Genomic DNA, 25,205 nt, shown 5'->3' with positions numbered 1-25,205 from the left:
CGGTACTGCTGGCCTATAAACCACCTGACCCACCGCTATCGCGGCCTCGCTAAAGCTCGTGCGCTCCCACATTCATACACCCCATCAGCGCCCGGCGATGGCGGCTTCAATAGTGGCAATGTCAATTTTGCCCATGGTCATCATCGCGTCAAACGCTCGCTTGGCGACCGCCGGGTCCTTGCTTGTCACCGCATCGACCAACACCCGTGGCGAGATCTGCCACGACAGGCCCCATTTATCCTTGCACCAGCCACACGCGCTTTCCTGCCCGCCATTGCCGACAATGGCGTTCCACAACCGGTCAGTTTCCTCCTGGTCATCGGTCGCCACCTGGAAGGAAAACGCTTCACTGTGCTTGAACATAGGGCCGCCATTCAGGCCCAGACAAGGGATGCCCAGCAGGCTGAATTCCACGGTCAATTCATCGCCCTGCTTACCGGCCGGGTAGTCGCCAGGCGCGTAGTGCACCGCCTTCACTTCGCTATCCGGAAACGTCTGGGCGTAGAAGGTCGCCGCCTCCAGCGCATCGCCGTTGTACCAGAGGCAAATCGTATTTTTATTGTTCATCGCAGGCTCCTCAGGTTGAAAGGTGCCTGGAGTCTAGACGATCGCTACGCCAGGGCGTCTTTACCACAAGCACCCGCGCGCCGCGAACGCCAGCCCAACCCGAGCACCATCAACAAACCCAGGCCAGCCATCAACGCACCTGCCAGGGAAATGGCGGGGTAGCCCAGCCCGGCATTGATCACCGCACCGCCCAGCACCGCACCGATGGCATTACCGAAATTGAACGCGCCGATGTTCATTGCCGAGGCCAGGTTAGGCGCATCTTTGGCGGCCTCCATCACGCGCATCTGCAACGGCGGTACCAGGGCAAAACTCGCGGCGCCCCACAGCAGGATCGACAGCGCGGCGGGCAGCGGCCATTGCATCAGCACCGAAAAGGCCAGCAGCACGGCGATCAACACCACCAGCGAGGTAATCAACGTGCGGTCTACCGAACGGTCCGCCGACTTGCCACCCCACACGTTGCCCAGGGTCAGCCCGATACCGAACAGCACGAGCATACCGGTGACGAAGTTGGTCGACGCATGGGTGACATCGCGCAAAATCGGCGCGATGTAAGTGAACACCGTAAACATTGCACTGGAGCCCACCACGGTCAGTGCCAACGCCGCCAGCACCGGCCCGCGCCCCAGTACGCGGATTTCCGCCATCAGGCTGCCACCCTTCGGCGCGGGTGCATTCGGCAGCGCCCACCACAGCGCGGCCATCACCACCGCGCCCAGCCCGCTGATGCCCCAGAACGCCGTGCGCCAGCCGAAGTTCTCGCCAAACCAGGTGGCCAATGGCACGCCGCCAATGGTCGCCAATGTCAGCCCCAAAAACATCGCGGCCACAGCCCCCGCGCGCTTCTCCGGCGCGACCACACTGGCCGCCACAATCGAACCGATACCGAAAAACGCCCCGTGGTTCAGCGACGTCACCAGCCTGGCGATCATCAAGGTCTGGTAATTGGTCGCCAGCGCCGACAGCAGATTACCCAAGGTGAAAATCGCCATCAGCCCGATCAACAGATACCGACGCGGCACCCTGGCCGTCGCGAGCGTCATGATCGGCGCGCCGATCAGCACGCCGATGGCATAGGCACTCACCAACAGCCCGGCGGCGGGGATGGATACGCCAAGGTCGGCGGCAATACCGGGCAACATGCCCATGGGGGCAAACTCCGTGACCCCGATGCCAAAGGCACCGATGGACAAGGCTACAAGGGGTGGATTGATACGCATGGGTGACTCCTCATCTGTGTGCCGAATGCTACAATCCAGCCTTTTGCAGCAGTAGCCCCTGGTTGGGAACTACACCTTTGCGCAGGAGGCACAAATGGACATCGGCGGCCGCTCGGGAGAGATGGAAGTGTTCGTCATGGTCGCCGAGCACGGCAGCCTGTCGGGCGCCGCGCGCGCCCTGGGGCTGACGCCGTCGTCCATCAGCCGCATCATCACCCGCACCGAACGGCGCATCGGCACCCGGCTACTGCTGCGCACCACCCGCGCCATCACCTTCACCGCCGAAGGCGAAGCCTACCTGCGCGGCGCCCGGCGGATCCTGGCCGACATGGCCGAAATCGAAGACGCCATCACCGACCAGGGCGCCCCCCGCGGACGCCTCAGAGTCAGCGCAGCCCTGGCCCACGGCCGCCTGACCGTTGTGCCACTGATCGCCGCCTTCAGCGCCCGCTATCCCGCCATCGTGGTCGACCTGATGCTCGGCGATGAACTCGTGGATATCCTCGCCGGCCAGGCAGACGTCGCCATCCGCTTCGGCCACCTGGCCGACAGCCCCCTGACCGCCCGCCATATCGGCTCCACCGGCCAAGTCATCGTCGCCTCACCGGACTACCTGGCCCGCCACGGCACCCCGGTGACGCCGCAGGATTTACTTGAGCACAACTGCCTGCGCTTCAACTTCCGCAGAGCGGCGCCGGATTGGCCGTTTCGGGTGGATGGGCGGGATTTTTCGTTGAAAGTGACGGGGACGATTGAGGGGAATAGCGGAGAGGCGTTGGCGCAATTGGCGAAGCTGGGCGCGGGGATTGCGCGGGTGGGGGCGTTTAGTGTGGCGGAGGATCTGGAGCGGGGGGAGTTGGTGCCGTTGCTGGAAGCGTATAACCCGGGGGATGTGGAGCCGATTCATGCGGTGTTTGTGGGTGGGGCGGCGATGCCGGGAAGGGTTAGGGCGTTTGTGGATTTTTTGGTGGGGTGGGGTTGGGTGTGAGGGGGGAGTGACTGGCGGGTTTCGGCAAGGAGCGGTCATTCATGCATTAAAGCAAGTCATAGGCAGTGTGTTGCTCCTTGACCATCTCCAGATACGCTATGAACGCGGCCATGGCGTAGCCATGTTCCTGTTCAAAAATAGGCAGTAGCTCACTCAGTTGCATTGGCTCCTGTTGCCCGAACGACCAGCCGACCCGCCCGTTGATTTCGATTCGCCTGACCACATTGATGTGTCCTAACGCGATTGAGCGAGGATGGCCATGCTCATGCTGATTCCGAAAGTCGCTTGTCGCCTCATTAAAGGTTTGTTCTGCCATTCGATTCAATGAGGTAGCAAGCACTGGCCAGCGGGACCACGCTTCGCTCATGGTCTTGGCCTGCTTCATACTTGTATGACCACCATTCCAGGGCGGCGGGTTTTCAGGCCATTTCAGGAATGCATTTGCATGAAAAGAGGTCGCAGTTGCTGCATGTATTAGTCGGCCACGCAGGGCTTGCGGCGCCGAGAGGCACAGAGTGGTCAGCGGTTTGACATGGTCCAACAGCAGATTGTATTGATCCTCCTCTGAAGCCTTCTCGTAGATCGGATGCCAAGCGTGCAAGAAATGAATGTATCTCACGAAGCCGTTAATTGAGTTGGCAATCTCACGCAATGCATCCTGCGCAACCGCATGAAAAGGCATCGCCACCATGTTGAAGCTCTCCCCTCCAAACAGTTTCGGGTAGGGTGCCAGCTCCAGTAGCGGCGTACTTCGCCGATTGCCCCTGAACGCTGCATAAAGCTCAAGGGCGCGATCATCTGTATATGTGTCGACCATGGCTACGCTCAGCAAAGGTATTCGCTGAAGACTATCTTATATGCATGGAAACTCGAAGTGTGAACTCACCAATCCGCCGGAAAGGTTTGGATTAGCATGGTCCAGCCTTCGCGCCCGGCCCGGAGCAAATCCGAGGTGAGGCCTGCGCAGGCTGCCAGTGTGAATCGTCCCTACTGTCGAAGACAATTTCAAGCGTCAGCTTTAGAGTGGAATCTACACTTGGCAAGTGTCCGCTTTTGACCGATAGCCGTCTTCCGCTCCGACAATGGCGCGTCCTGTTCTACTCTCCGATCAGATCTCATGCCCTCCAGCTCAAGGGCATTTCGAAAACTTTCGCAAGCCGAGCCAGCTTCTCGGCAGATCTGTAGATAGTATCGGTGTTAGGCCACTTCGGTGTGATGCTGATGCAATGATTACGCCCTTCTTTTTGCTCCACCACGAAAACTCCATGAAGAATTCGTCGTCTGGGAAGAGCACCCCATTATCAACCGCACTGTATTAGCCACACTGGCTCCGCCCCCTATGCTCCTGATTTCAGCTACGGACGCCCTTAAGCAGAAGCTCAAGTGCCCCCAGGGCCTGCAACAGCCTGCCTGAACCTGGCTCAGCTTCTGCGATCCAGAATGCTGCTTCGCACAAGGCACCATGGATCAGCATTGCCAATGCTTCGGGATCGGTTTGTACAACCGTCTCTTGCAGCATCAGTTGCTCAAGCATCTTTTGTAGGGAGGCTGCACAGTGCTGATGCGCTTCTGGTGGGGAGCTACCCAGAACAGCGCGCGCATCCCGCAATACGATGCGCTGTATTTCAGGCTCCTGTGCCATTTCCAGGTACATGCGACAGCGGTCCCTGAAAGCCTCCCATGCGTTGTCCGTACTGTCCGAAATCACTTGTAGCCGCGTGTCCATCTCCGCATCAATTTGAGCGACCACGGCCGTGAGTAAACCTTTCTTGTCGCCGAAATGATGGTAAAGCGCGCCCCTCGTCAGGCCAGCCAGCGCTGTCAAATCATCCATGGACGTTTCGGCATAGCCATGTTCGCTGAAAACCTGGCGCGCGGTCTTCAGCAACGTGGCACGTGTTTCTTCCATACCAGCGCGTGTACGTCGAACCATAATATCTCCCAGACCAACAAGCTATTTACATTCACTGCGTATGATTATAGGATTTTAATCATACGTAATGAATGTATATTCCCAGTTCAGCGACGGCCCGACAAGCTGAACTCATTCGATAAGGAGTATCGAGCATGGCCAATCCGTACCGAATACTGTTCCAAGCCCCCGGCACCAAGGGATTCTCCCTGGCAGGCCTCCTCGCCCGTTTACCGCTCCCCATGACAGGTATCGGCATCATCACCATGCTTTCGCAGTTGCGGGGCAGCTACGCACTGGCAGGCGCGGTTTCTGCCACCTTCGTCCTGACGTATGCATTGATGTCACCGCAAGTTTCACGCATGGTGGATCGATACGGTCAGCGCAGGGTACTGCCCTTGTCTGCTGGTATCAGCGTTTTGGGTATTCTTTTACTGCTTGCCTGTACTTACTGGCATACGCCCGATTGGACTTTGGTCGTGGCCGCTATGTTAGCGGGCTTCATGCCGAGCATGTCGGCCATGGTCCGCGCTCGCTGGACTGCGATCTACAGGGGCAAGCCGCACCTGCAAACAGCTTATTCACTCGAAACCGTGCTGGACGAAGTGACATTTATTGCAGGCCCCCCGATTTCTGTTGGTTTGAGTGTGGCCGTCTTCCCCCAGGCAGGACCGTTAGCGGCAGTTGTACTGCTGGCGATTGGCGCACTTGCTTTGGCAGCACAAGTATCCACCGAACCGCCAGTAGAATCCGCTGAAGAAAAGAGCACGCGAACAACCTCGATTTTTCGTCTGGCGGACGTCCGGCTATTAACATTGCTGATGGTCGCGATGGGCGTCATCGTTGGAACGGTCGATATCGTGAGTGTCGCGTTCGCTGAACAAATGGGCAGTCCGGCGGCGGCCAGTATCGTGTTGTCCTGTTACGCCATCGGCTCGTGCGCCGCGGGCTTGTTGTTCGGTGCGCTAAAACTGAAAACGCCGTTGCACAAACTCCTGCTGTTGGGTGGCGTTGCAACTGCCGCAACGACACTGCCCTTGTTGATGGCTGGTAACATTGCCAGCCTCTCGGGAGCAGTGTTGGTGGCCGGGTTATTCTTTGCGCCCACCATGATTGTGGCAATGTCCTTGGTTGAGCGAACTGTGCCGGAACGACAATTGACCGAAGGCATGACTTGGCTACTGGCAGGCTTGAATGTTGGGGTGGCGATGGGTGCTGCGGCGTCGGGCCAACTCGTGGATATGGAAGGTGCTCGGTATGGGTTTAGCGTTGCTCTGGCAGCCGGAGCCGCTGTATTGCTAGTAACTATTTGGGGGTATCGACGGATGCGAGAGCAGTCGCTTGCGGCATCGTACTCGGTATGAAGTCCCTGCTGTGACGCGCCCTGCTCAGAGTAATCTGCAGAAAGAAAAGCCACTTGTGAGAGTGGCTTTTCGTTAACTCAGAGCGAAGAGTCGGCTCTTCCACATAGCCTTTACCACAAGCAGCTTGAACGCTGCGCGGAGTTAGAGTCGCTGCTTTCTGTGTATTAGCATTTTGGATGACCGCTTTTGGCCGATAGCTGCCCTTCGCGACAGGCAGTTATCGATCCCCAAGGGACACACCGGAGCAGGTTATCTACCAGCAGTGTGTTTGGAGGTGTGTATTGTTGAATTTGCCGTTACCTTCTGGGACATCACGCAATAAGGACTATGCACATGAATGTCGGAATGGCTCATGCGATTGAGGCCGCAGAAAGCGAGTATTTGTGTGCCCGCGTCGAGAGTTTGTCTCGGATAAGTGGAAACCCTTTTGGTGCTCGTGTGTTTTTCAACGAGGCTTTTCCATGCTTTCAGGTGAAGGCATCACCTAGCCCGATGCTCAATCGCATCTACGGCGATAGTACCGACAGACCCAAGTCACTATTGAGCTTGCTCAAGGAATCAGCAGAGTATTCGACAGTAACGCCTCTTATCGGAAAGGCCTCGACTTTGGAACAGTACGCTTTGGTGGGTGAGAAGCGGCTGGAGCGTCTGAGGGGGTGGACGCATCTGCAACTCGCGTGCACCATCGAAAATGTGGTCTTGAATCACCACTCATTCGAAATCGAAGAAGCCACCTCACAAACGCTTCCTGAGTTCGCAGCCGTGCATGCGAGTGGATTTCATACCAAGCCAGAGCATCTTCAGTTGAGCCAGGCTTCGTTCGCAGGACTGATGTCAAATGAACGTCTGAAAATCTACGTCCTTAAAGCTGATGGAAAGGTCGTGGCAGGAGCGTTGATGTACCTTGCCTGCAATGGAGTTGCCTACCTTGGGACGGCTGCCACCCGAAAAAATGCAAGAGGCCAGGGCTACCATGGAGCCCTGATATCTCATCGGATAGAGCAAGCAAAAAAACACGGCAGTCTTGTGATCGCCGCAACCGCGCTTCCCAGTTCGCAAAGTCGCCGAAATTTGCAGCGTACAGGGCTAGCGACATCCCACGCTCAAGCGCTATATCGCCTGGTAGATAGCTGAAGTCTGTTCTTGGCAGAAAGCAGGCGCCGCTCTCGTCATCGCAGAGGGGTTTGTGCCGAGGCAGGGATCCCCCAAGGCCATCAAACGCCAAATCGCCGAGTCGTTGTATGTAGCTTGCGACGACGCGGCGAGTCATCGGTCTAATGAGTTGAGAAGCTGATCATCAGCCAGGCAGGGCACTTCTCGGTCAAGGAGTCTGGCGGTGAGGAGTACGCCCATTTCGCTCAGTTGGTGGATGGCCAGGGCGACGTCGCGGTGTTTGCCGTTGAGGTCTTCGGACAGGTCGAGCAGCAGGGTGCTGACGCTGGTGAAGGTTTCGTAGCTGTTGGTGATGAGGCTTTCGTTGCTGGCGTTGGGGTCAACATCGAAGAGGGCACTTGAATCTGATTTGAGCATGTTTGAATTCCTGTTTAGGGCCACCATCCTTTAGCTACTAAACATAAGGGTGGCGGCTGTGCGCAGGTTAGTAGACCGGGGAATCCAAACAAAGCCGGCGCACCCGAAGGTGCCCTGCGCACAGCCACCATCAAACACAGACGCAATGTCTGATCGATGAAGCTTGTGCACATTGTTTGGATAAACCCTCAGGCTACTAAACCCGATCACTGAACAATTCAGCGACCGAGCCACCTTAGAGACAGCCTCTCTAGCGCACAAGCCGGCGGATTCTGACGCACGCGTAGGCAATGGAGCAAGCCGCGGCGAGGGAATCGGATTTTGCCTTCAGGCGCTGCGAATTGCGGCGAAAGATGCGGTGCTCAACAGCACGCCTGACCCTTTGCAGCCCCTTTAGTACAAGCCCTGCGGCGAATGCGGGTTGAAGACAATGGCCCCATAACTTGGGTGATTGGTCAACAGCGGGTTGTTATCAAGGTGCGGGTAGCTGGACAATAGGTCCGGCCGAGCCGGCAACGAGGGACCAGGTGTGCGAACTTTTAGTTCGCTCGGCTGGGATCTACGAACTGCAAGATTACTGATCGGAAAAAGACCAATGCTAGGGAAAGTCAGCAGTAAACATCTTGTCTGGGCCGCAGTCGCACTTTGCGTGACCCTTCTGTCCGGGTGCGCTACGTCACGCTACGACGGCAAGCACGCACCGGACCCGAGTAAGGCAATCATCGTGGGTTCGATTGGTGAGAGCTATGTGATGATGCAGCCGCATGGGCTGGTGGTTGAGATCAACCAACAGGGGGCACCCGGCACTGCATTACGGCTGACGACGCTGGGCAATGAAGATGATCAGCCATCACCCCATGTGCTGGGCCACTACTTCATGTATGAAGTGCCGCCTGGAGAGTATGAGTACACGCAGTGGCATTACGTGTATTACGCGGGCCGATCGATGCCGCGTCCTGTGCCTGCGGTTTTCTCGGTGAAGGCCGGGGAAACCCTCTATATCGGCGATCTGCGCGCCGATGCCCTGCGCTTTTGCCTGGCCAACGTGAACAATGCCGAGAGCACTGTGCAGGAGCTGAAGCGCAAGTACCCGATGCTCAAGGAGCGGAACATCTTGAATGTGACGGCAAAGAGCGGTTTCGCGCCTTGGCCGAGTTCTGATGCCACTGACTTCGGTAAAGGGCTGTGCACGATCTGAATCCGGTAACGGTGACAGTCATCGAACCCGACGCCCATTGATCCCAGTTCAAGGAGTTTCATGCTATGAAGCGCTCTACGCTACTCTGGGCCAGCCTGTTCGTAGGCCTGGCCTCACTGACCGGCTGCATCAGCGGTCCAGACCTGACGGGCCAGCCATTCTTCACATCACCGGCACAACCCCGTCCGGACGAGGCCACGGTTTACTTCTATCGCACTTCCGCCAGCATCGGTAGCGGGGTCGCTCCGACCATTCTGGTCGATGGTCGCGCTATTGGCAGCTTGCCCTCCGGTAGTTTTTTCAAAGCCGATATTCCCGCCGGCAAGCACAGCGTCGCCTCCACCTCGCCACCCATAATAAGCGGTATGGTTAACAAGCGTTTCGATATCACCGTCGAGAATGGAAAGGTGTATTACATCGCAGACCAACTCAGCACATCTGCTTACAAGGACGGACAGACCTTGGGCGAAATCGACGAGGGTCGTTTCGGTGGAACAATGTTTTACTCACGCTATGCGCTTGTGCCTGCTGAGGAAGCGCTGCGTTCTATCAAATGGTGCCAGGAGTTGCCGGCGACTGCACCGTAACCACGCGTACCTCATGCCTCGGCCAAGTCCATCACAAGCCCAGCCGTCAACGTTGGGCTAATCCAGTATGAGGGCGAGCAGGGAAACCAGTATGGATAGACTGACCCACTTCAAGCGCTCGTGAGCCTTCAAGCTGCGATCCGAAAGGGCGTATAGGGCCGCCTTGTGTAACCGATTTTCAAGAGCGAGAAGGCGTCTGAGCAGACCAGATAGGAAGGTCTCTTAACTGCATATTGTGCAAGAGTTGAAGTCTCTAAAAAATACGCAGAGCTTATGGAGAGTTTAAGGTATGAAATATTTAAAATACTTAATATTTGTGCCGGTTTTAATATTGTCAGGTTGTTCTACGATAGATAACCTAAAATCTTTTACGACTGCATATATTGAGCCGCCTAATCCTACATCAAGCAGGCTCAGAGTTATCACCAATCAAACTGTACGTCTGGTTCCAGGTAGCACCTGTGTCGACTGGGCACTTCCCGGCGTTGGAATGGTGAACTCAAGATCATTTGCTATTGCAAATGATCGGACGTTCAATGATCGCATGCTGGGAATACCGGGTAGTGACGGGATTAAGAATAGCTCAGAAGTATATATTGAGCCGGGCAAGCCGATAACTCTAGTGTATGCAGGTACGCCAGCAAGCGGGAGGTATCAATGTTTTACAAGTGTGCACTTTTTACCTGAGGCCCGCGCTGACTATGAATCTAACTCAGGGCTGTGTTACATCACAATTGAAAAAATCACCAAAAATGAAGATTCTGGAAAAATAAGCCGCACAGCTGTTGGAGGCCGCGAAGCTAAGGTTTGCACTTACTAATTAGCCCTTGATCGAGTTGAAGGAATACGACGGACAGTTGGACACATGCTGCAGCGGCCGTTTAGGGTGTATGAGTTCCTCATTAGGGTGTAAAGGAAAATCGGCAACCGCGCCTAGGGGCTTGGTGAAAAGCCGGGCTCGCCCCCGATCAGAGAGGATTGACCTCAATGGAGATTCAACGGATCACCCATCTGCCGCCCCAAATCCTCGACCTGGAAAAAGCGGCAGTTGCAGAAGGCTTCAGGTTTCTCACCCGACTGACTTCAGACTGGGAGTCAGGCACCAATCGCTTCGATGCGCCTGGCGAATGCCTTATGGCAGCGTATCTGAACCAGCAGCTTGTAGGCATTGGAGGTCTGTCTGTTGATCCGTTCAGCCATGACCGTACAGGAAGGCTGCGACGCATGTACGTGGCGCCTGCGCCACGCGAGCAACAGGTTGGCCGCAGATTGGTTAGCGCATTGCTTGCCCACGCCACATTGCATTTTGAACGTGTGCGCCTCTATACCGACACTTTCGAGGGGAGCACTTTTTACCTGCGCTGCGGGTTCATTCGAATAGAAGATGCTCACGCTAGCCATATTTTGCGGATCGCAGACCTTTGAATTTGTTGGATATCGGCCAAAAGCGCCCGGTCAAAGATGCCAAGCGATCGACCTTCCAGGAGTCAACGCTGGACTGGCTTTTTCGGATTTTTTATAACGTTCAACGGGGTTTCTAAGAAACTCCCCCTACTACCGAGCAAGCTTAGATGGGCTAAATGAACATTTACGAATAGAATTTCAACTAAATGTTAATTACGGAAAGCTGACGGCATGGAAAACTACTACATCGAGCGGAGACTTTATGTTGACGAGGACTCCGTTTCTGAGGCCGATTGCTTGTCCAGAGGAGGAGTCATTATCGTGCTCGCAGAGCCGGGTGCAGGTAAAACGGAGCTCCTTAAAAGTTTTGCGCGTCAGCTGGGTGTTAAAAGCCAACGCGCTAGCATTTTTCGTTATGGAATAAATGTCGTTAAGTCGACAGCGATCGTGATAGACGCATTAGATGAAGTATCGAGACAAGATCCATCGGCGGTTGATCAAACCATCGTGAAGACGCTTGAGTCGGAAGCCTCGACCATCGTCCTCGCTAGTCGGTCATCCGAATGGGGCAATGAGCGAAATCGTTTTATTGAAGATTGTTTTGGTGTAAGGCCGATCATCGTTCGCTTAAGCCCATTTGACCAAAGCGAACAGAAAGAATTATTCGAGCGGATTTTCCCTAACGAACAATTCGATATCTTTTTAGAAGAAGCTACAAGGTTTGGGCTAGTGCAAGTCCTCGGCAATCCGATGTTCTTCAAGTTATTTGTCGAAGGCTATATACAAGGTGGCCGGATTTTCCAATCCAAACATCAGATTTTTAATGACGCGGTTGACCGACTTGCTAGTGACGATGGAAAAGGAGGAAGTCGAACGAAGAGGCCTCCGAACTCCCAAGTTGTTTTAGCTGCATCCGAAATATTCGCAAAGTTATTATTGTCCGGAATTACCGGGGTTTCTACTGTTGAGCGATTAGATTGCGGAGGTTATCTTTACATCTCGGGCATCACTCAAAAGGAAAACGCTGCTATTGCTGCACTAGACAGTAGGCTGTTCATCTCGACAATGAATGTTGATTTTCATGAACCTGTGCACCGGATAGTCGCCGAGTATTGCGCTGCTCAATACATCATACAACGAATTAACGACCCTGCTGATCGACTATCAAGTAGACGGATTCTAGCATTAATTGCGCCCAATTCAGTAGTGCGGGACGAGCTTCGCGGTCTATTAGGTTGGCTAGCAGCCCTGGGGAACAGCGCTTTGCAGGAAACAATAATAGAAATTGATCCGTATGCAGTGTTGGCCAATGGCGATCCCGCTCAACTAAGGGCAAAGTCAAAGAAACTTTTGCTCCGTAGCCTACGCAAACTATCTGAACTTGATCCCTATTTTCGACGCTCCGATGCGTGGCGCAAATTTAATATCGTCGGCTTTTTTACTGATGACGTTATAGAGGATGTGAAAAATATTCTCGGAGATCAGGGCAATGGCTCTCACCTGCCTCAACTCATTCTCGAGCTGTTACTGGATGCTGAAGCGATAGAGACGCTAATTGCTGATCTTCGTAAATTTATGCTCAATGCATCTAATGATTTTAATTGCCGGCTATTAGCGTATCAATGTCTATCGAGGTTTTCAGATTATTCCGCTATAGACGATTTTCTGTGTCTGCTCGATGAGGGCAATCATGATGCGTTAACGATTGCGGCGAATTTCATAAGCCTCTCCTCATTACACCCCATTGAAAGGAGTCTCGTTCTCCAGCTTCTTAACCAGCTTGCAGCGCTAAATCCTCCGATGTCTGCCTCTAGGCCTGCGCGACGTAACGATCTTCGTTACCTTGTCAGGCAGTTAGTTAGTTCAATAAGTTTTGATGACACTATATGGCTCTTGGACAATCTGACTGTAAGCTTGAAGTGCCGTTGCAACGTAGAGCCCCGATTAGATTGCCTTTGCTTCGCGAACATTAGTAAAATTGTCGCTCAGTTACTAGATCATTATTTCAATATCGTACAGGGAGAGCACGACCCTAAGAAAGTCTGGGGCTGGTCAAAGAAGCTGAAATTCGAACGCGAGGGTTTTTCGGAAAGCCACGCGGTCAAAGCGCTACACAATGATGATCACTTGCGCCAGTCAATCCACATCCTAGCGTTTGAGAATATTACCCAATCTGCCCAGATTTGGGAGATGATCAGCCACCTGCATTGGGGGCAGCCTCATGAGGGGCTGCGATTCAAACACAAAGATGTAGAGGCTATTGTTGATTATGGCTTCGACACCGATAACTTAAAACTCTGGGGAGGATTTGTGAGTCCCCACAATCGTTACGCGAAGGAAAAAAAGCCCGACACTTTACGCTCGAAGATGCGTGCTCAAGCGCGCGATAAGCCAGAATTTATGCAGCTATGGTGTCGACTCGATAGGAGTTGGCGCAGCGCTCAACGTCCTCGCTCGCATCTACAACGTAACAGACGGTTGCAGCTCCGGAACCAAGAAATCCGAGATTTTAATCGTGCGTATCTTAAAGCCAACCGAGCTCGGATAGAGCAAGGAAACGATTGGTGGTGGAATCAGAAATTCGCCCAAACCTATCTTTATTTTCCTGAAAATCTGCGGACAATTGTTGACGACGCTATTACAGCGGAGAAAGCTCTTGCCAATTACCTGACTTCGCTGTTGACCCCTCCACCTACGCTCAGTGAGCTTGCAAAGGGACACGGGCAAGGTGTGGCAATGGTTTTACATGCCGGTTGCCTGATTCATTTTCGTATAAACCAATCACTCGCAAATGTAGATGAAAGGGTTCTGCGGGCAGTGAAGACGGATCTTGGAGGAGCGAGGTGTTACCGAGACGGAGAAGCCGAGGCGCTTGAGGCAGAAGTCGATGCTCATATTTTCCGATGCGAGAAAGATATTGAAGATTTCGCGCGTGAATTTATTGAGCCTGCCCTATGGAATCTCCCTGGAGAGCCAAATAATTTATGGTGGCTTGAGAATAAAGCGGCCTTCAAATCGTTAAGGGTGAAGTTGGGGCTCGAATGGATCGAGCGCTACAACGCTATGCCATTAGAAGCTACTGGTCGGCTTTTTGACGTTTGCGCTAAGGAATGCAGCCGTTCACAATTGACCGCGCTGATCGAAAATCAATATAAAGAATTAGTCAGAGCAAGTATTGAACTAGAGAGCTATATTTCAACGGAACGCAAAGAGTTTTGGGCATTACGACATTTATTTTTCTCCGATAATGATAAATGCGATCTTTGGCGCTACGCTTTGATACACCCTGATAGTATATTTGCAATCGAGCAGCGTGTAAGCCGGTTCGGTCATGAAGTAGAAACAGGCTGGCCAGAACTCAACGCAGACAAGATATTCCTAATTGTCGATGCCTATGTACCTTTTTGGCCGAAGGTAGATCTACCCACTTCTTGGGGGTCGGAGTCGCCAAAAATTGAGAGGGCGTATCGTTTTATACGGGAAGTTATTTGGCGGATAGAAAAAGATGATCCTAGTCGAAGCATTCCAGTAATCAACAGGATGTTACTAGATTGTAAATTTTCTGATTTTTATAATGATTTGCGCAGCATGAAGATGGCTGCCATACGCAAAAACGGATTGCGTGATTTTAAACCTCCAACCTCCAAGGAAATTATTTCAGTACTGGACGGCGGTGGCGTTGCATCCGTTGAAGATATGAGAGCGTTGCTTATTGAAGAGTTAGAGTTATTGCAAGCATGGCTTAAAGGTGCCGAGACTGACCCCCTAGATGTTTTCTGGCCCCAAGGAGTGCGTGTGGATGAAAACATCGCGCGCAATAGAGTAGTAGAAATGCTGCAGGTGCGAATGACCGCGCTGAACGCTTCTGTAGTGATCGAACATCACATGGCTGCCTCAAACCGATGTGATTTTACCGCAGCTAAAGTCATAGATGGTACCACTCATCTACTTGTGTGTGAAGTTAAGGGGCAGTGGCACCCAAAGTTGTTCTCTGCCGCGTCTAATCAATTAAACGATCTTTACGCTGCCCATCCAAGTGCAGGCTCTCAAGGCATCTACCTTGTTTTATGGTTCGGTACAGAAGTCAAAGTAGCTGGTAAAAAAAATCATGGATTTATGACTCCTAAAGATCTTAGAGATGAAATTTTGACGAGAATGCCTGCGGAGTTGAATGGCCTAATTGACGTATGCGTGCTCGATCTATCCAAGGCAATTCCCTTTTAGAATCAGCTTGACGTCTATTAGTTTAGTTAATTATCACATGTTTCTCTGTTTTTGGACGAATTACGCAATGGCTAGCCTAGTTGAATAGTGTTTTCGCTCCGAATATGGGCGGATTGCTCGCCCGCCTCTCACCGGACTTAGGCCAAAATTGAGTGCTCCCTATTGGCCAACTGCAGTCGATGAGATGAAACCCACTCTGTCTCCATGCGCTGGCTTTTTGATTACAGCGCGCTGAGATCATCCATCAGTTAATGCGTCGGCAGACGCAACCTCTACCTCGGTAACCTCCTTGCGCAATTCGCTCGATGACAGCCATCAAATCAAACCCGTCCTATAAACGGTATCGCCAGCACTGCGCAACTCCCGAAACCACGACGCAGCCCCGTTTTCACCTCCCCCAAAGGGCAATGTTCTCAACAGAATATGCCAAAGCTCAAACCGCTCACCCCGCTTTTTTTGGTCGCAGCTGCCTGCGATGGCACCGACTCGATTTTCCAACTTCACTTCAACCCCTTTTTGGCACTTGCCCACCTAATACCACCCTTTACGCTTGCTGAAACGTTTAATCAAGTCTATAAAACTGCCACAACTCCAAGAAAGGCTACCCCCATGACCCCCCTAAAATTCGCTGTCGCCCTCATCGCACTCTCCGCCGCCTCCCACGCCATGGCCTGGGACTATGTGCTTCTCGACACCGACAAAGCCGCGCAAAACTGGCAGGTCACCAGCCAGCAACTCGGTGTGCAAACCGACAAACCCTTCAGCGTTACCCTGCGCACTCTGCACGGCGGTCGGCAGGAGGGGGTGAGCATTGTCGACATCGATAACGGCACGATGAAGCTCTCGGTGGTGCCGACTCGCGGTATGAACGTGTTGCAGGCTTCGGTCGGCGATGTGCGCATGGGGTGGGATTCGCCGGTCAAGGAAGTGGTCAATCCTTCCTTCATCGAGCTCAATGGTCGCGGCGGGCTGGGCTGGTTGGAAGGTTTCAATGAGCTGGTCACCCGTTGCGGCTATGAATGGGTCGGTCACCCTGGCATCGACAACGGCGAATTGCTGACGCTGCATGGCAGGGCCGCGAATATTCCTGCGAACAAAGTCACCCTGCACATCGATGAAAAGCCGCCGTACGCCATCACCCTGCGCGGCGAACTGAAAGAGCAGGCGTTCAAGAAGGTCGATTTTTCCGTGGCGACCGAACTGGTCACCGAGCCCGGCAGTGTAGTGTTTGCTCTCAACGACACCCTGACCAACAACGGCGACTATCCGAAGGAATACCAGGCGCTGTATCACAGTAACTTCAGCACTCCGTTCCTGGAGCAGGGCGCGCGTTTTGCCGCACCGGTGAAGCAGGTGTCGCCGTTCAACGACAAGGCCAAGGGCGAATTGGCCGACTGGCAAACCTACCGCGCGCCCACCAAGGACTACGACGAAACGGTCTACAACGTGGTGCCCTATGCCGATGCCAAGGGCGATACCTTGACCGTGCTGCATAACAAAGCTGGCAGCCTGGGCGTGTCGGTCGGGTTCAATACGCAGACGCTGCCGGTGTTTTCCCTGTGGAAGAACACCGATACTCAAGGGCAGGGCTATGTCACGGGGCTGGAGCCGGGGACCAGTTTCTCCTACAACCGCCGTTATCAGCGGCCACTGAACCTGGTACCCACCATTGGGCCCAAGGAACACAAGCAGTTCCGCATCAGCTACAGCTTGTTGGCGGATAAGGCGGCTGTGGACAAGGCCTTGCAGCAGGTCAGCGAAATTCAGGCCGGGCGCGAGACTGAGGTGCGGCAGACGCCGTTGGTTGATTTGACCAAGGGGTAAGGGCGCCCCCACCGCTTCCACAGGCCGGCGCGGGAGTTACGCCCGGCGCGCCGTCAACAACACCGTTGCGGCCGCCGACAACAACCCCGCGCAGCACCGATTGAAGATCCGCTTACCCCTCGGCTCGGCAAACCAGCGGCGCATATGCAGGCCCATATAGGCGTAGACGCTGATGGCGATCCATTCCAGGGCCAGGAACATTGCGCCCAATAAAGCGAATTGCGCGGTTATAGGTTGGCCGGGCACCACGAATTGCGGCAGGAAGGCGGTGAAGATCAGGATGGCTTTGGGGTTGCCCGCCGCCACCAGAAACTCTTGCCGTGCCAGGGCCCATAAGCCCACCTTGTTGGCGGCTATTTCCGCTTCTGCCCGCGGGTCTGCGCGCCACAGCTGATAGGCCAGGTAAAACAGATACGCCGCACCAAGCAGCTTGATCCCGTAGAACAACAACTCAGAAGTTTGCAGCACCACCGCCAGCCCGGCGGAGGCGAGGGCGATCATGCCGGCGAAGGCCAGCAAGCGGCCGAGGCCGGCGAGGCAGGAAGTGCGGTAGCCGTAGCGGGTGGCGTTGCTCACCGACAGCAGGTTATTGGGGCCGGGAGCCATGTTCAGGGCGAAGCAGGCGGGCAGGAAGAGGGCGAGGGTGGCGAGGTCCATGGCGGCTCCGGATTCGGTCGGACGGGAGCGTCGAGGATAAGGGGAGTGGGACAGTGCGGCAATCGCGGCCGAATTATGTCGAGGATAGAGAAACAAATTTCGTCATGTGCCCGCATGCATACTGAGACGACGTCAGCACTGCGTGAAGGAATACCCATGATCCGCCAAGCGTTACCCACCGACGCAAAGGCCATTGCCCAAGTGCATATCCGTAGTTGGCAAGAGGCATATCGCGACCTGATGCCTGCCCACTACTTGAACGCGCTGGACGCCACGCTGGCTCAGCGCGAATCCCATTGGCGGCGCTCGATTGCATCGGGCGAACCCGGTGTATGGATCGCGGAACTGGATCAACAGATTGTGGGTTGGATAGCAGTCGGCGCCAGCCGTGATGACGATGCCGCTGGGGCAGATGCAGGCGAGGTCATGGCCCTCTATGTGTTAGCCAGGTACTGGCAAACTGGCGTTGGGCTCGCCTTGTGGCACGCGGGTCTGCAGGACTTGCTGGAGCAAGGATACGAGCGTTTAACGCTTTGGGTCCTGGCCCGTAATGAAAGGGCTATCCGATTTTATCGCAGGGCAGGGTGTGTCGAGGACACGGGGAGTGAGCGCAATCTTGAAAGAGGTGGCGCCGCCTTGGTGGAGGTCAGGTACAGGTTGTCCTTGACCTAAGCCCTCGTCCCAAACAGCCGATCAGCCAGCTCCCGACCGCGCTCCAGCCCTTGTGTCGTCAACCAGACCGATTTGTTCTTGTTTACCGGGTTATCGATAAAACCCTGTTCATGTAATCGGTTCATGACCTGAAAATCGTGCCCCTTCCATGAGTTTCCGTCATCGGTGCTGAAGACTGTCAGCAGGGCCAGCACGGCTTCCTCTATCAGCTTTTCGTCGTATTCCATAGTGGTTATCTCTCTCGTGAATCGGGCGCGGCTCGTTTCAAGCAACGCTGTTCTCTGGCTTATCAATCGGCACTCGCACGCTAAACACCGTCCCCTGTTCCGTATCAGAACTTACCTCAATCGCCCCACCATGAGACGCCACGATTTCCGAGGCAATGAACAGGCCCAAACCCAACCCCTCCGTGGGGCCGTGATTGATCGCGGTACGCTGGGAGAAGCGTCCCATGGGGTTGAAGATGAACGGGAGGACGTCCTCGGGGATCGCTTCACCGCTGTTGTGCACGGTGAAGACCGCGAAGCCCTCGCGTATGCCCAGCTCGACTTGGATCGGCCGGGTGGTGTCCCCATGCTGCACCGCGTTGCTGACGATGTTCGAGAAGACCTGCTCCATGCGCGGGCCGTCGAATTGCCCGGCAACCGAGGTTTTGGCGTCGAACATCACGATAGCTTCAGGATGAAAGGTGCGGATTTCTTCTATGACGCGTTGGCACAGCGGTGAAAGGTCGATATCGGCGGTTTTGACCGGGATGCCCGGCCCCATCTGGCAGCGGGTCAGGTCGAGCAGGTCGCCGACGATCTGGCTCGCGCGGCGTACGCTGGTGTAGATCTGGTTGGCGATTTTGGTCGCGCGGGCGCCGGCGTCCTGTGAACGGCGTAGCACGTCGGACCCCAGCAGGATCGCGCCGAGTGGGGTGCGCAAGTCGTGGCCAAGGATGCCCAGGAACATATTGCGTGACGCCTCGACCGCGCGGGAGTAGCTGGCGACGGACTCGGCCAGGGCCTGATCAATGGCTTCGTGGAAGCGGGTCATGTCGTCGACATTGATCGGGGTGCCGTCCTTGATCTGGCGCATCCACTGGCTGACCACGCTGGTGCGCAAGGCGCGGTATTCCGAGACCATCTGGTCGATGGTGAAACCCGCCATCAGCCGCGTCATGGCATGGGTTTCCGCCGCGGTTTCCTGATCGTCCGTCGGCGCCTGGCCCTGAGCCTTGGCTATTTGTTCCTGGCGGGTCTGCTTGGTTCGCAGGTCGCTGACGATGGCCCGCAACATCTGCTCGGCATGGTCGCGCAGCCCGACACTGTCGAGCTCCTCGCCCGGTGTCTCGATGGTTCTGGCGAAATCTTCCCAGGCCTGCAGGATCGGCTCGAGGTTTTCCAGGATGAAATCGGGCAGGCGCATGTCTGTAAATCCTGATGCGAGTCGGGCAGAAGAGCGAGGCTGCGCAGATGAAGGGAAATTCCCGGCAGTGTAGGAGGTTGTTCGCCGCTTTTAAAGGGCGGCCGGTGCCGGGGCTGCCGTGGATCCAATCTACGCGCGCACAGCGGTCATGCGCCTGACCTTACAGGCCCAATGTCAGGGCCCTCAGCCTCTGTTCCACCACGCTGTCGAAATGGCTTGCCAACTGCTCGCAGCGCTCCGAAGTCAGCCCTTCACAGCAGGTAATGCCCAGCACGAACCCCTGGGCTTTGGCACCGCTTTTGACGGCCAGGATCATCGACCCTGCCAGTTCGATCTCACGCAAAATTCGGTCAGCCTGTCGTTTTATAGGGCCGGGCAAATCGCTAATGGCTTCTTTCATGGCCGTCTCCGCAGGCATTCACTACACACACAAAGCACCCGAGGCACTGTCGGCCTCTTGAAAGCATCGACCGGCGGAAGGTTCAGGAGTTTCGTAGTGCGCGAGCGGGAGGCGATGACTTGCAGTTGCGCAGGTACAGTTGTTCGCTAGTTTCAGGCCGCCATCGGGGGCTTGCCCTAATGCCGGTCAGTTAAGAAGTAGCAGGAGCGAGAACTAACTTGTGGCGAGGGAGCTTGCTCCCGCTGGGGCGCGAAGCGGCCCCAAACAATGGGACTGCTGCGCAGTCCAGCGGGAGCAAGCTCCCTCGCCACAGGTTCGGTGTCGCCTTAACTGGCGGGCATTAGAGCAAGCCCCCTCCCACATTTGGAGCGCGGGGCTGCAGTTAGAGAAGCTTCGGCTGCTGAGCCGATGGCGTGAATCAGGGGTGAAACCTGCGCCCCAGCGCATCCAGGCGCACGGCAATTGGTGGCAGGCGTTCGCTGCTGCGGGCCAGGGTTTCCACGTCGTCGGCGGTGTTTTGCGCGATGTGCTGCACCGACTGGAGGCGCTCGACAATTTCCAGGTTCGCCGAGGTCTGCTCGCGGGTGGTGGTGACGATGCGGCCGTTGAGTTGGTCGATATGCGCGATGTCTTCGCCCACGGCGCGCAGCATGTCGACTGCCACCTGGCTGTCTTCCACGCACCGCTCCACACCCTGGCGACTGTCGTGCATGGCCTCGACGGCCTGGCGGCTGCCTTGCTGCAGGCCTTCGATGATGGTCTTGATTTCCTGGGTGGAGAGGGCGGTGCGTTGGGCCAAACTGCGCACCTCGTCGGCGACCACTGCAAAGCCACGGCCTTGCTCGCCGGCGCGGGCGGCTTCGATGGCGGCATTGAGGGCGAGCAGGTTGGTCTGGTTGGCGATGCTGCTGATCACCTCCAGCACCGAACCGATTTGCTCGGCCTGCACCGCCAACGACTGTACGGTGGATTGCGTGCCATTGATGCGCGAGGCCAGTTGGGTGATTTCATGCTGGGCGCGGCCAACGCTTTCCTGGCCGCGCACGATCTGCCGGCTGGCTTGGCCGGCGTGTTCCACGGCTTGTTCGACGTGCAGGGTGATGTGGCCCATGGAGTCTTCCATGCGCTGCATCGAGCCGGTCATCTCATTGATCTGTGCCAGTTGATGCCGCGCGCCCGTTTCCAGGGTGCCGCTGGCCGTGGCCAGTTCCTGGCCGAGTTGGCCGAGGCCATGGGAGTCGCGTGCGACGCCGTCGATCAGGTGGGTGAGTTGCTGCAGGAAGTGGTCGAAGCGCTTGGCGAGGGACACACGCACCTTGTCTTCACCCTTGGCGGTTTCGGCTTCGAATTGCGAGGTGACAGCGAGCATTTTTTCGAGCATTTCCTGGCTTTCGACCGCCTCGGCGTGGCTGTGCACGGCGAGGTAGAGCAGGGCGACCGTTTCCATCACCACGTAGAACGCGTGCACGAAAATCATCGTCCAGCCGCCGTGATGCGCCATCACAAACACGGGCAGGCCCTGATGTTGCAGGGCATGGAATACCAGGTGATGCACGGCGATGGTCAGCGCCGCCACCAGGATCGGCAGCCAGTCACGGTAGAACGTCAGCACCGCCAGCAGCGCGAAAATACCGAAGTGCGCCTCGATCACCCCCTGCGCCTGATTGATGTGCAAGGCCGCCATCACCATCAGGCCGGCACCCAGCACACACCGCATCACGCGGGTGCCGCCGATGGCGCGGTAGAGCGCGGTCAGCACCACGCCGGTGCCGCCCCCGACGATCAGCGCCTGGGTGAAGGTGTCATGCCAGAACGCCAGGCCCAAGGAGAACAGGAACATCAGCCAGATCAACGCCAGCATGATGCGGTCGGCCTTGCGGTAGTGCTCCATAAAGCGTGTGCGGTTGAGCATTCACGTGTACTCCATGTGGTTTGGCCAGGAACCAAGCATGCGGCGTGCCACGCTGGCCGCAGGAAAAGCAGGTGTGGCGATGGGTGCCGGACAAAACCCGACAGACGGTTATCGGCAAGCCGAGAGGGGACTTAAGCACGGCCGCCCGAGCGGGCAGCCGCGGATGACGATCAGAAGCTGTACTTGGCCGTCAGCATCATGTTGCGTGGGCTGCCGTAGGAATCGCCGCCATAGGTGACCGCGTCGGAAATGGACTGGTAGTAATGACGATCAAAGATATTGTTGGCGTTGAGCTGCAGGTCCAGATTCTGATTGACCCGGTAGCCGACCATCAGGTCGGTGACGGCGTAGCCGCCTTGTTTGAGGCGATAGGTGCTGCCGTCCGCCAGCTGGATGTCGTTGTACATGCGGCTCTGCCAGGAGACGTTGCCGCCCACGCGGAGTTTTTCCAGCGGGCCCTGGAAGTTGTAGCGGGTGGTGACCTTGAACAGGTGCTCCGGGGTATCGGTGTCGAACTGCTTGTTGACCTTCTGCGGGTTGGCGGCGTCCTTGAGGGTGTGGGTGCGCGCATAGGTGTAGCCACCGCCGACCTGCCAGTTCTCGGTCAAGGCGCCCTGCAGTTCGAAGTCGATACCCTGGCTGCGAATCTCGCCCGAGGCCTGGTAGCAGGAGGCCTGTGGGCAGTCCGGCACGACGATCTGCACGGCGCGGTTTTCCTGGTCGACACGGAACAGCGCCACGCTGGCATTCAGCGCGCCGCCCAGGTATTCGCCCTTGATGCCGACTTCATAGTTTTTGCCGACGATGGGCTTGAGCGGGGTGGCGCCGGTGCTTTTTTCACGTTGCGGCGTGAAGATGTCGCTGTAGCTGGCATACACCGAGTGCTGGTCGTCCAGGTCGTAGATCAGGCCCGCGTAGCGGGTGAGGTTACGGGTGACTTTATAGTCGCCGTCGCCATCGCGGTTGTCGTAGTCGTACCAGTCCAGGCGCCCGCCGAGGATCAGCTTGAGCGGGTCGGCCAGGCTCAGGCGGGTGGTGACGTAAACACCGTCCTGAGTGGTGACATCGCGCTGGTTGTTGGTGTGGGTAAAGTTCGGTTTGCCGGCGTTGATCGGCCAATTCAGATCGTACGGGCTGTAGTTGCGGGTGGTCAGGTCGTAGATGCGCTTGCTGGTGCCCACGACCAGCTCATGGGTGCGCCCGAACGCCTGAAACGGGCCGCTGGCAAAGGCGTCGAACCCGGCCTGCTTTTCATCAGCTGCGGACTGGTACACGGTGCGGGCCAGGGTATTGTCGGTCCAGCGCGACTGGTAGGAGCCGGAAAATAGTGCGTCTTGTACGGCGTAGTTGGCGTTGACCTGCAGCGCCCAATCATTGGCCAACTGCTGGCGCAGTTCGACGAAGACGGTGTTGATTTCCTGGTCTTTGTTCTCCCAGTCGGTGCCGGGATTGTACGAACGCGACAGGTCGAGGTGATGGCCATCCAGGCCGATCATCGACGAGCCCCAGAAGTAGTTGGTCTTGTCTTTCTGGTTGGAGTAGCCAAGGGTCAGGCGGGTGTCTTCGCTCAGGTCGGCTTCGGTCACGGCGTAGAACAAACCGTGATCCTGCTCGGCCTTGTCGATGAAACTGTTGGCGTCGCGGTAAGAGGTGACCACCCGGCCACGCCAGGTGCCGCTGTCATTGAGCGGGCTGGAAGCGTCGAGTTCGCCACGGTAGTCGTCCCAACTGCCGGCGGCGCCGGTCAAGGTGACTTTCTGCTCGGCCAGGGGCCGCTTGCGGATCAGGTTGATCGCCGCCGAGGGGTTACCGGCGCCGGTCACCAGGCCGGTGGCACCGCGTACCACCTCGACGCGATCGAACATTGCCAGGTTCGGCTGGGCACCGACGTTAACGCCGTCATAGCCGCTGGGAATGCCGTCGTACATGAGGTTGTCGACGTTGAAACCACGCGCGGTGTAGCCCTGCCGACCGGGGCCGCTGGAGTAGTTGAGGAACAGTCCTGGCGTGGCGTTGACCACATCATTGATGCTGGTCATCGCCTGGTCATCCATGCGTTGACGGGTAATCACGGTGACGGCCTGTGGGGTTTCGCGCAGGGTGAGGGGCAGTTTGGTTGCGGTTTTCATTGAACCGGTGGTGTACGACTCGCTGCCTTCAGTGGTTTCGCCAAGCTGGTGCCCCGAAACCTCGGTAGCGCCGAGCTCAATGGTAGTGGGCGGGGCGTCAGCTTCGGCCGCGAAGGTCGCCTGGGTGGTGGTCAGGCAGATAGCCATTGCTATCGAACTCGGTGAAAACCCTTTGCCGCCATGGTGTCGCACAGACATGAATGTAGCTCTCCCGGAACGCCATCCTTAGCGAATAATAAATCTGTTGATAATTATTCGCATCAGTGTGGCAGATTGAGCTTGTGGGAAAAAGCCTACGAGATGAATCAGTTAACGAAATTTTCATACGCCGGGCACCGGCGGTTTGCCACCTTTGCCTAGGTGAGCACTATTTCGTAGGGCTCGCGCATGCGCTCCAGCAACACCTGGGCAAGCATCGGCGCCAGGCCGATGGCGGGGTCGCCCATCAGCTGGCTGGCGTAGGCGTGCACGGCGTGCAGCTTGTGCGCCACGCTCCAAGTGTCGAGGCACAACTTGCGCGCGCGTTGCCAAGGGATCACCGAGCCTTCGCGTGCCGGCCAGTGCCAGGCCCACATCGGCAATTCATAGAGTTGCGCGCCCACCAGCGTGCACGCGTTGGCGCTGGCACGGCCGACGGCTTCGTGGTCATCGTTGCCATCATGGCGCCAGGTGGTGAACACCACATCACCTGGCTGCAGGTAGCGGGCGATGAACTGGCTGATCGGCTGTTCATGGCTGGCCAGGGCGTTATCGCGAAAGCCGCCACGAATCCATTTCAGGCTGTGCAGTGGCACGCCCAAGCGGCGCAGGGCCTCGGCGCTTTCCTGGGGGCGCACCGCGCTCAGGCGGTTGGCCGACCAGACCTGGGAGCCAGGGTGGCTGGCGCTGCCATCGGTGATGGAAATTAATTTCAACGGGTGCGCGCGGGTGCTGAGCAGCTGCAGCAGGCCTCCGCAGGCGAGCACTTCATCGCCGGGATGGGGGGCAATCACCACCACCCGGGCGCCGGGCGGTACCAGGCTGGTCAGCGAGATAGCGGGAATATGCGCCAACTGCGGCGCGCTGTTCCAGATTTGCGCGGGGCCGCGACGGCCCTCGCTTAACGAGGCGGTTTTCATGGGGTGTCACATCCTTGTCGGTTCAAGCGTGTGTGTTCACCCCAGGCTCCGCTGCGGTGAGTGCGCGGCGCTCCGATCCTGGAGCG

At 56.5% G+C, this 25,205-nt stretch carries 22 protein-coding genes; 10 read left to right on the top strand and 12 right to left on the bottom strand.

The annotated features are described in order from the left end of the window. Positions 1–84: 84 nt before the first annotated feature. Complete coding sequence (locus C4J86_RS14355; protein WP_124370882.1) at positions 85–567, bottom strand: VOC family protein; 483 nt, start codon at positions 565–567, stop codon at positions 85–87. Between the two features lie 44 nt (positions 568–611). Beyond that, on the bottom strand, positions 612–1,790 hold the full coding sequence (locus C4J86_RS14350; protein ID WP_124370881.1) for an MFS transporter: 1,179 nt from the start codon (positions 1,788–1,790) through the stop codon (positions 612–614). 94 nt (positions 1,791–1,884) lie between these two features. Between C4J86_RS14350 and C4J86_RS14345 the strand changes: the two genes are divergently transcribed. Next, the gene (locus C4J86_RS14345) at positions 1,885–2,778 is read left to right on the top strand and encodes a LysR substrate-binding domain-containing protein (protein ID WP_124370880.1); all 894 of its coding nucleotides are present in this window, start codon (positions 1,885–1,887) and stop codon (positions 2,776–2,778) included. A 46-nt stretch (positions 2,779–2,824) separates the two neighbouring features. Here the strand turns inward: C4J86_RS14345 and C4J86_RS14340 are convergent, their stop codons facing one another. Next, positions 2,825–3,595: a hypothetical protein gene (locus C4J86_RS14340; protein ID WP_124370879.1), complete on the bottom strand. Its 771-nt coding sequence runs from the start codon at positions 3,593–3,595 to the stop codon at positions 2,825–2,827. 534 nt (positions 3,596–4,129) lie between these two features. Beyond that, positions 4,130–4,711 (bottom strand): TetR/AcrR family transcriptional regulator, encoded by a 582-nt coding sequence (locus C4J86_RS14330; protein WP_124370878.1) that lies wholly within the window; start codon positions 4,709–4,711, stop codon positions 4,130–4,132. A 134-nt stretch (positions 4,712–4,845) separates the two neighbouring features. On the opposite strand from C4J86_RS14330, the gene C4J86_RS14325 reads away from it, so the two are divergent. Both C4J86_RS14325 and C4J86_RS14320 read left to right on the top strand, forming a co-directional pair. After that, on the top strand, positions 4,846–6,054 hold the full coding sequence (locus C4J86_RS14325) for an MFS transporter (protein WP_124370877.1): 1,209 nt from the start codon (positions 4,846–4,848) through the stop codon (positions 6,052–6,054). A 333-nt stretch (positions 6,055–6,387) separates the two neighbouring features. Next, positions 6,388–7,188, top strand: coding sequence for a GNAT family N-acetyltransferase (locus C4J86_RS14320; RefSeq protein WP_124370876.1), 801 nt, complete (start codon positions 6,388–6,390; stop codon positions 7,186–7,188). 132 nt (positions 7,189–7,320) lie between these two features. Here the strand turns inward: C4J86_RS14320 and C4J86_RS14315 are convergent, their stop codons facing one another. Beyond that, positions 7,321–7,584, bottom strand: coding sequence for a DUF6124 family protein (locus C4J86_RS14315; RefSeq protein ID WP_124370875.1), 264 nt, complete (start codon positions 7,582–7,584; stop codon positions 7,321–7,323). Positions 7,585–8,308: 724 nt separating this feature from the next. Here C4J86_RS14315 and C4J86_RS14305 point away from each other — a divergent pair. The 6 genes from C4J86_RS14305 (at position 8,309) to C4J86_RS14280 (ending at position 16,821) form a co-directional block, all read left to right on the top strand. Continuing rightward, positions 8,309–8,782: a hypothetical protein gene (locus C4J86_RS14305; RefSeq protein ID WP_256681702.1), complete on the top strand. Its 474-nt coding sequence runs from the start codon at positions 8,309–8,311 to the stop codon at positions 8,780–8,782. A 65-nt stretch (positions 8,783–8,847) separates the two neighbouring features. Next, on the top strand, positions 8,848–9,369 hold the full coding sequence (locus tag C4J86_RS14300; RefSeq protein ID WP_124363056.1) for a DUF2846 domain-containing protein: 522 nt from the start codon (positions 8,848–8,850) through the stop codon (positions 9,367–9,369). Between the two features lie 289 nt (positions 9,370–9,658). Then, complete coding sequence (locus C4J86_RS14295; RefSeq protein ID WP_124370872.1) at positions 9,659–10,189, top strand: hypothetical protein; 531 nt, start codon at positions 9,659–9,661, stop codon at positions 10,187–10,189. A gap of 158 nt (positions 10,190–10,347) precedes the next feature. Continuing rightward, positions 10,348–10,794 carry a GNAT family N-acetyltransferase gene (locus C4J86_RS14290; protein ID WP_124370871.1) on the top strand — a complete coding sequence of 149 codons (447 nt, stop codon included), beginning with the start codon at positions 10,348–10,350 and terminating at the stop codon, positions 10,792–10,794. A gap of 210 nt (positions 10,795–11,004) precedes the next feature. After that, on the top strand, positions 11,005–14,997 hold the full coding sequence (locus C4J86_RS14285; RefSeq protein WP_124370870.1) for a hypothetical protein: 3,993 nt from the start codon (positions 11,005–11,007) through the stop codon (positions 14,995–14,997). A gap of 609 nt (positions 14,998–15,606) precedes the next feature. Continuing rightward, positions 15,607–16,821, top strand: a complete 1,215-nt coding sequence (locus C4J86_RS14280) for an aldose 1-epimerase family protein (protein ID WP_124370869.1) — start codon at positions 15,607–15,609, stop codon at positions 16,819–16,821. Positions 16,822–16,857: 36 nt separating this feature from the next. Here the strand turns inward: C4J86_RS14280 and C4J86_RS14275 are convergent, their stop codons facing one another. After that, positions 16,858–17,478 (bottom strand): LysE family translocator, encoded by a 621-nt coding sequence (locus C4J86_RS14275; RefSeq protein ID WP_124370868.1) that lies wholly within the window; start codon positions 17,476–17,478, stop codon positions 16,858–16,860. A 156-nt stretch (positions 17,479–17,634) separates the two neighbouring features. On the opposite strand from C4J86_RS14275, the gene C4J86_RS14270 reads away from it, so the two are divergent. After that, positions 17,635–18,150 carry a GNAT family N-acetyltransferase gene (locus C4J86_RS14270; RefSeq protein ID WP_124370867.1) on the top strand — a complete coding sequence of 172 codons (516 nt, stop codon included), beginning with the start codon at positions 17,635–17,637 and terminating at the stop codon, positions 18,148–18,150. Here the strand turns inward: C4J86_RS14270 and C4J86_RS14265 are convergent. The 6 genes from C4J86_RS14265 to C4J86_RS14240 all read right to left on the bottom strand — a co-directional run bounded on the left by C4J86_RS14265 (position 18,147) and on the right by C4J86_RS14240 (position 25,119). After that, on the bottom strand, positions 18,147–18,377 hold the full coding sequence (locus C4J86_RS14265) for a DUF6429 family protein (RefSeq protein ID WP_124370866.1): 231 nt from the start codon (positions 18,375–18,377) through the stop codon (positions 18,147–18,149). The two genes, C4J86_RS14270 and C4J86_RS14265, sit on opposite strands and share 4 nt — an antisense overlap. 37 nt (positions 18,378–18,414) lie before the next feature. Beyond that, a complete protein-coding gene (locus C4J86_RS14260) occupies positions 18,415–19,560 on the bottom strand; it encodes a sensor histidine kinase (protein WP_124370865.1) in 1,146 nt (381 codons plus the stop codon). A gap of 160 nt (positions 19,561–19,720) precedes the next feature. Further along, complete coding sequence (locus tag C4J86_RS14255; protein ID WP_124363049.1) at positions 19,721–19,960, bottom strand: hypothetical protein; 240 nt, start codon at positions 19,958–19,960, stop codon at positions 19,721–19,723. A 418-nt stretch (positions 19,961–20,378) separates the two neighbouring features. Continuing rightward, positions 20,379–21,071 carry a methyl-accepting chemotaxis protein gene (locus tag C4J86_RS27415; protein ID WP_256660191.1) on the bottom strand — a complete coding sequence of 231 codons (693 nt, stop codon included), beginning with the start codon at positions 21,069–21,071 and terminating at the stop codon, positions 20,379–20,381. 971 nt (positions 21,072–22,042) lie between these two features. Beyond that, on the bottom strand, positions 22,043–24,199 hold the full coding sequence (locus C4J86_RS14245; protein ID WP_124370863.1) for a TonB-dependent siderophore receptor: 2,157 nt from the start codon (positions 24,197–24,199) through the stop codon (positions 22,043–22,045). 158 nt (positions 24,200–24,357) lie between these two features. Then, the gene (locus tag C4J86_RS14240) at positions 24,358–25,119 is read right to left on the bottom strand and encodes a PIG-L deacetylase family protein (protein ID WP_124370862.1); all 762 of its coding nucleotides are present in this window, start codon (positions 25,117–25,119) and stop codon (positions 24,358–24,360) included. Positions 25,120–25,205 lie beyond the last annotated feature (86 nt).

This window comes from Pseudomonas sp. R2-7-07, from assembly GCF_003852355.1.
GTDB lineage: Bacteria > Pseudomonadota > Gammaproteobacteria > Pseudomonadales > Pseudomonadaceae > Aquipseudomonas.
This window is presented reverse-complemented; position numbering and strand designations above follow the sequence as displayed.

Excerpts from the sequence above, each read along its gene's own strand:
- C4J86_RS14355 (WP_124370882.1), bottom strand. The coding sequence starts at position 567 with ATGAACAATAAAAATACGATTTGCCTCTGGTACAACGGCGATGCGCTG.
- C4J86_RS14350 (WP_124370881.1), bottom strand. The coding sequence starts at position 1,790 with ATGCGTATCAATCCACCCCTTGTAGCCTTGTCCATCGGTGCCTTTGGC.
- C4J86_RS14345 (WP_124370880.1), top strand. The coding sequence starts at position 1,885 with ATGGACATCGGCGGCCGCTCGGGAGAGATGGAAGTGTTCGTCATGGTC.
- C4J86_RS14340 (WP_124370879.1), bottom strand. The coding sequence starts at position 3,595 with ATGGTCGACACATATACAGATGATCGCGCCCTTGAGCTTTATGCAGCG.
- C4J86_RS14330 (WP_124370878.1), bottom strand. The coding sequence starts at position 4,711 with ATGGTTCGACGTACACGCGCTGGTATGGAAGAAACACGTGCCACGTTG.
- C4J86_RS14325 (WP_124370877.1), top strand. The coding sequence starts at position 4,846 with ATGGCCAATCCGTACCGAATACTGTTCCAAGCCCCCGGCACCAAGGGA.
- C4J86_RS14320 (WP_124370876.1), top strand. The coding sequence starts at position 6,388 with ATGAATGTCGGAATGGCTCATGCGATTGAGGCCGCAGAAAGCGAGTAT.
- C4J86_RS14315 (WP_124370875.1), bottom strand. The coding sequence starts at position 7,584 with ATGCTCAAATCAGATTCAAGTGCCCTCTTCGATGTTGACCCCAACGCC.
- C4J86_RS14300 (WP_124363056.1), top strand. The coding sequence starts at position 8,848 with ATGAAGCGCTCTACGCTACTCTGGGCCAGCCTGTTCGTAGGCCTGGCC.
- C4J86_RS14295 (WP_124370872.1), top strand. The coding sequence starts at position 9,659 with ATGAAATATTTAAAATACTTAATATTTGTGCCGGTTTTAATATTGTCA.
- C4J86_RS14285 (WP_124370870.1), top strand. The coding sequence starts at position 11,005 with ATGGAAAACTACTACATCGAGCGGAGACTTTATGTTGACGAGGACTCC.
- C4J86_RS14280 (WP_124370869.1), top strand. The coding sequence starts at position 15,607 with ATGACCCCCCTAAAATTCGCTGTCGCCCTCATCGCACTCTCCGCCGCC.
- C4J86_RS14275 (WP_124370868.1), bottom strand. The coding sequence starts at position 17,478 with ATGGACCTCGCCACCCTCGCCCTCTTCCTGCCCGCCTGCTTCGCCCTG.
- C4J86_RS14270 (WP_124370867.1), top strand. The coding sequence starts at position 17,635 with ATGATCCGCCAAGCGTTACCCACCGACGCAAAGGCCATTGCCCAAGTG.
- C4J86_RS14265 (WP_124370866.1), bottom strand. The coding sequence starts at position 18,377 with ATGGAATACGACGAAAAGCTGATAGAGGAAGCCGTGCTGGCCCTGCTG.
- C4J86_RS14260 (WP_124370865.1), bottom strand. The coding sequence starts at position 19,560 with ATGCGCCTGCCCGATTTCATCCTGGAAAACCTCGAGCCGATCCTGCAG.
- C4J86_RS14255 (WP_124363049.1), bottom strand. The coding sequence starts at position 19,960 with ATGAAAGAAGCCATTAGCGATTTGCCCGGCCCTATAAAACGACAGGCT.
- C4J86_RS27415 (WP_256660191.1), bottom strand. The coding sequence starts at position 21,071 with ATGGGCCACATCACCCTGCACGTCGAACAAGCCGTGGAACACGCCGGC.
- C4J86_RS14245 (WP_124370863.1), bottom strand. The coding sequence starts at position 24,199 with ATGTCTGTGCGACACCATGGCGGCAAAGGGTTTTCACCGAGTTCGATA.
- C4J86_RS14240 (WP_124370862.1), bottom strand. The coding sequence starts at position 25,119 with ATGAAAACCGCCTCGTTAAGCGAGGGCCGTCGCGGCCCCGCGCAAATC.